General features: G+C 68.3%; 6 protein-coding genes. 4 read left to right on the top strand and 2 right to left on the bottom strand.

Annotated features, from left to right (window positions below; translation table 11 throughout):
• From ACFDTC_RS17500 to ACFDTC_RS17490, 3 genes are all read left to right on the top strand, one after another.
• The coding region (locus ACFDTC_RS17500) for an ABC transporter ATP-binding protein (protein ID WP_375260161.1) at positions 1 to 1,140 on the top strand (1,140 nt) is incomplete at its 5' end.
• 63 nt (positions 1,141 to 1,203) lie between these two features.
• Positions 1,204 to 1,944, top strand: coding sequence for a YgfZ/GcvT domain-containing protein (locus ACFDTC_RS17495; protein WP_375260160.1), 741 nt, complete (start codon positions 1,204 to 1,206; stop codon positions 1,942 to 1,944).
• Positions 1,941 to 2,759, top strand: coding sequence for a fructosamine kinase family protein (locus ACFDTC_RS17490; RefSeq protein WP_375260159.1), 819 nt, complete (start codon positions 1,941 to 1,943; stop codon positions 2,757 to 2,759). The genes ACFDTC_RS17495 and ACFDTC_RS17490 overlap by 4 nt, the downstream gene beginning before the upstream one ends.
• An 89-nt stretch (positions 2,760 to 2,848) precedes the next feature.
• Here the strand turns inward: ACFDTC_RS17490 and efp are convergent, their stop codons facing one another.
• On the bottom strand, positions 2,849 to 3,412 hold the full coding sequence (gene efp / locus ACFDTC_RS17485; RefSeq protein WP_375260158.1) for an elongation factor P: 564 nt from the start codon (positions 3,410 to 3,412) through the stop codon (positions 2,849 to 2,851).
• A gap of 215 nt (positions 3,413 to 3,627) precedes the next feature.
• Here efp and ACFDTC_RS17480 point away from each other — a divergent pair, with 215 nt between their 5' ends.
• Positions 3,628 to 3,948 carry a DUF6280 family protein gene (locus ACFDTC_RS17480; protein ID WP_375260157.1) on the top strand — a complete coding sequence of 107 codons (321 nt, stop codon included), beginning with the start codon at positions 3,628 to 3,630 and terminating at the stop codon, positions 3,946 to 3,948.
• Between the two features lie 52 nt (positions 3,949 to 4,000).
• Here ACFDTC_RS17480 and ACFDTC_RS17475 read toward each other — a convergent pair whose 3' ends face one another.
• Positions 4,001 to 4,585: a hypothetical protein gene (locus tag ACFDTC_RS17475; RefSeq protein ID WP_375260156.1), complete on the bottom strand. Its 585-nt coding sequence runs from the start codon at positions 4,583 to 4,585 to the stop codon at positions 4,001 to 4,003.
• Positions 4,586 to 4,674 lie beyond the last annotated feature (89 nt).

The raw sequence follows: 4,674 nt of genomic DNA, 5'->3' as shown, positions 1-4,674 counted from the left end.
CGCCTGAACGAAGTCTTCCTCGGCATCGTGCCGGTCAAGCTGAACGCGCTGGAACGCTACCAGGGCCGCCGCTACCGCGCGCTGACCAAGGATCGCATCCGGCGCGAGACGCGCTCGGCGCTGGGGCAGGCGTCGCTGCCCGGCCTGATCGACATCATGTCGGGCGTGGGCTTCGTCGGCGTGCTCTACTACGGCGGGTCCGAGATCCTGTCGGGCGAGAAGACCGTCGGCGATTTCATGGCGTTCTTCACCGCGATCGGATTGGCGTTCGAGCCGCTGCGCCGGCTGGGCGCGCTCAGCGGCGTGTGGCAGGTCGCCGCCGCCAGCATCGAGCGCATCAAGGAGATGCTCGAGACGACGCCGCGCCTGCGCGACCCCGAGCATCCCGTGCCGCCGCCCGACGGCGTGCCCGCGATCGCCCTGCGCGACGTGCACCTGGCCTACGGCTCGGCCCCTGCCCTGCGCGGCGCGACGCTGCTGGCCGAGGCGGGCAAGACCACGGCGCTGGTCGGGCCGTCCGGCGCGGGCAAGTCGACCGTCTTCAACCTGCTGGCGCGCCTGGTCGAGGCCGACAGCGGCGAGGTGCTGATGGGCGACGTGCCGGTAGACGCGATGCGGCTGTCGGACCTGCGCTCGCGCATCTCGGTCGTCAGCCAGGAGGCGCTGCTGTTCGACGAGACCCTGCGCGAGAACATCGTGCTGGGGCGACAGGTGTCGGAAGAGGCGCTGAACGCCGCGCTGGAAGCCGCGCACGTGACCGATTTCCTCTCGCGGCTCGAGGACGGGCTCGAGACGCGCGTCGGGCCCCGGGGAACCAACCTGTCGGGCGGCCAGCGCCAGCGCGTCGCCATCGCGCGCGCGCTGCTCCGCGACACGCCCGTCCTTCTGCTGGACGAGGCGACCAGCGCCCTCGACGCGCAATCGGAAGCGGTCGTGCAGGCCGCGCTGGACAGGCTGAGTGCCGGACGCACGACGCTGGTGATCGCGCACCGGCTGGCCACCGTGCGCAGCGCAGACAAGATCGTGGTCATGGAAGCCGGCCGCGTCGTCGAGGAAGGCGCCCATGACGAGCTGATCGCCCGCGACGGCCCCTATCGCGACCTCTACCGCCTGCAGTTCGAGGACGGTCCGGCCGACTGACCGGCCGCCGGGGGTGTTTCGCGCGGCCCCTACGGTCTATATTGAAGCCAAAGGGGGATGCCGATGTCAGAAGATACCCGAACGATCCTGCGGATTTCCGGCCCCGAGGCGCGGGATTTCCTGCAGGGCCTCGTGACCAACGACGTCTCGCGGCTGGATGCGGGGCTGGTCTACGCCGCCCTGTTGACGCCGCAGGGCAAGTACATCGCCGATTTCTTCCTGGTCCCCGAGGGCGACGCCGTCCTGCTGGACGTGGATTCGGCGCTGGCCCCGGACGTGGCCAGGCGGCTTGCCATGTACAAGCTGCGCTCGAAGGTCGAGATCGCCGAGACCGATCGCACGGTCACCCGCGGGCTGGGCACGCCGCCCGAAGGCGCCTTCGCCGACCCGCGCGATGCCAGCCTCGGCTGGCGCGGCTATGACGGCCAGCCCGGCGATGCCGACGTGGACTGGACCGCGCTGCACGTCGCCGCCTGCGTGCCGCGCAGCGGGATCGAGCTGTCGCCCGACACCTTCATCCTCGAAGCCGGGTTCGACCGGCTCTCGGGCGTCGATTTCCGCAAGGGCTGCTACGTCGGGCAGGAAGTCACCGCGCGGATGCGACACAAGACCGAATTGCGCAAGGGCTTCGCCACCGTCGAGGTCGAGGGCGAGGCGCCCGTGGGCACCGAGATCCTGGCCGGCGAGAAGGCGGCCGGCGCGCTCTACAGCCAGGCGCAGGGACGCGGCATCGCGTATCTGCGGTTCGACCGCGCGGGACGGGACATGCAGGCCGGACCGGCCCGCGTGCATTACCAGCCATGAGGTGGCGCACGGAAATCACGTGGCGCGACGAGGTCGAGCAGGTCTTCGGCAGCCCGATCGCCGGTGTGCGCACCCTGCCCGGCGGCGACCTGTCGGCGATCGCGCGGGTCGAGCTTGAGGACGGCACGCACCTGGTGACCAAGCGCGGTCCGCTCGTGGGCACCGAGGCGCGCATGCTCGAGGCGATGCGCCTGGCCGGCGCGCAGGTGGCGCGGGTCGAGCATCTGGGCGGCCGGTTGCTGTGCCTCGCCTGGGAAGACGCGTCAGAACCCGACGCGGATGGCTGGGCCTCGCTGGGTGCCGCGTTGCGGTCGATCCACGGCAGCACGAACTCGACCTACGGCTGGCCCGAGGATTACGCCTTCGGCGACATCCTGATCGACAACGGCCCACGCGAGACCTGGCCCGAATTCTGGGCCGAGGCCCGGCTGCTGCCGCAGATCCCGCACATGCCCGGACCGCTGCGCCCGCGCATCGAGGCGCTGTGCAAGGCGCTGCCGGATCGGCTGCCCGAACGCCCGGACGCGGCGTTGCTGCACGGCGACCTGTGGGGCGGCAACATCCTGTTCACCGAGCGCGGTGCGGTGATGATCGACCCGGCCTGCTACTACGGCCATGCCGAGGTGGACCTTGCGATGCTGGCGCTGTTCGGCACGCCCGAGCCCAGCTTCGCCGACGCCTACGGCCCGGCCGAGCCGGATGCCAAAACGCGCCGGCCGATCTACCAGCTTTGGCCCGCGATGGTGCATTACCGGCTTCACGGCGACCGCTATGCCGACATGCTCGAACGGGTGCTGGGCGAAGCGGGCGTCTGAGCGCGTTGCGCCTTTGAACGCGAAAGGCCCCGGACGATGCCGGGGCCTTTTTCATGTCGACACCGTCGCGCCCGACGTCCCAGGCCGGGTCAGGCCCGCTCGGAATATTCCATCGTTTCGGTGTTCACGACGATGCGCTCGTCCTGGCCAACGAAGGGCGGGACCGACACGCGCACGCCGTTGTCGAGGATCGCCGGCTTGAAGCTGTTGGCCGCAGTCTGCCCCTTCACCACCGGCTCGGTCTCGGCGATGGTGCAGACGACCTTCTGCGGCAGCGTGGCGTTCAGCGCCTCAGTCTCGTGGAACTCGACGACGATGGTCATGCCGTCCTGCAGGAAGGGGCGCCGCTCGCCCAGGATGTCGGCTGGAAGCTCGATCTGGTCGTAGGTCTCGGTGTCCATGAACACCAGCTTGCCGTCGTTCTCGAACAGGAACTGCATGTCCTTCTGCTCGAGGCGCACGCGCTCGACCTTGTCGGCCGAGCGGAAGCGTTCGTTCAACTTGGAACCATTGCGCAGATTGCGCAGTTCCACCTGTGCGAACGCGCCGCCCTTGCCCGGTTTGACGTGGTCCACTTTGACGGCCGCCCACAGGCTTCCGTTGTGCTCCAGGACGTTTCCGGGGCGGATCTCGTTTCCGTTGATCTTGGGCATGGGCGAAACCGTGTCGAAAGGTTGTTGTGAACTTGCCGCTCGCTATATCTCGTAGATCGAGACGTGGCAAGGCAACGTATCTCGTGCTGCACCCGCAGCAAGCTATGCGCGTGACGCAAGGTTGCTATGCGTTTGTGGGGTGTTCGAATCGTTGGGTTTCGGCCATAACGGCCGCCACGCCCGAAAAGACAAGAGCAATAATGATAGGTCGATACATGAAGGATTTCGTTGACGGCACCGCCTTCAATTCCGAGCAGGGAAACCGCGCGCGCAAGCTGTTCGCGGCGGTGGTGCTGGCTGCCCTGGATGACGCGATTGCCGATGACAAGAAATACGGCAACGGTCCGGAACAGATTGCCCGCTGGGCACGGTCGCGCGACGGGCGCGAAGTGCTGAGCTGCGCGGGCATCGATCCGAACGAGCGGGTCGTGCAGGGGCTGATGGATTTTGTGGGCAAAGGCGTCCGCACGTCCGTCGCGCTGTCTCGCGAGGAAAGCGAGCGGCGTCATGCTGCACAACAGGCAGAAGCTGCCTGATCGGCCCGACAGTTCCGAAGACTTTGAAACGCGCCCTCCGGGGCGCGTTTTTTTATTCGATGTCGCGGCTTAGCAGCGCGCGCTGGATCTCGCGCCGGACCAGCTTCTGCACGTTGCGGGTGATGCGCTCGCCCAGCGCGCCCTGCAGTTCGGCGCGCAATACCTCGGCGACGAGGCGGCGCAGGGCCTCGTCTTCCGGCGTATCCGGCGCGGCTTCGGCCAGCTGGTCGTGGCTTTCACCGTCCAGCACTGTATTCGATCGAGGCGTTTCGTCGCCCCCAAGGCCGATATCGCCAAGGGCCGTCACGTCCTCTGCGGCACGGGCCAGTTCCCTGCGCACCATCCCGGTCAGGGGATCGGACGTCCCCGCCGGCGCGTCCGCTTCATCGCCTTCCGGAAAGGTGGGACCGGTCAGCACCACCGGCGCCAAGCGCGGACCATCCGCACGATCCTGATCCGGGTGCGGGTCGACCGCGGGCTCGACCACGCGCAGCGCGTCGGTCAGAACGAAGCGCCCGGGTCGCCGCGCCGCATCATGCGCAGCCGGCACGCGCGCCGCTTCGGGTTTCTCCGCGACAAGCCTGCGAATCGACGAGAGGACCCCATCGGCGTCATCGTTCGGAACCGGATCGGACATGCATGCACCATCGCCTGTTTGGCGGAACTCTAGCGGCTTGCCGTCCGCCTGCCAACGGATTGCGCGACGGCTATTCCCGGCCCATCGAC

This window comes from Citreimonas sp. (genome assembly GCF_042096055.1).
In the GTDB taxonomy this organism is placed as follows: Bacteria; Pseudomonadota; Alphaproteobacteria; order Rhodobacterales; family Rhodobacteraceae; genus Citreimonas.
Note: the sequence above shows the minus strand (reverse complement) of the source record. Positions and strands in the feature narration are given on the sequence as shown.

What these genes read in the sequence shown, in the direction of transcription:
- ACFDTC_RS17495 (WP_375260160.1), top strand. Translation starts at nt 1,204, where the DNA reads ATGTCAGAAGATACCCGAACGATCCTGCGGATTTCCGGCCCCGAGGCG.
- ACFDTC_RS17490 (WP_375260159.1), top strand. Translation starts at nt 1,941, where the DNA reads ATGAGGTGGCGCACGGAAATCACGTGGCGCGACGAGGTCGAGCAGGTC.
- efp (WP_375260158.1), bottom strand. Translation starts at nt 3,412, where the DNA reads ATGCCCAAGATCAACGGAAACGAGATCCGCCCCGGAAACGTCCTGGAG.
- ACFDTC_RS17480 (WP_375260157.1), top strand. Translation starts at nt 3,628, where the DNA reads ATGAAGGATTTCGTTGACGGCACCGCCTTCAATTCCGAGCAGGGAAAC.
- ACFDTC_RS17475 (WP_375260156.1), bottom strand. Translation starts at nt 4,585, where the DNA reads ATGTCCGATCCGGTTCCGAACGATGACGCCGATGGGGTCCTCTCGTCG.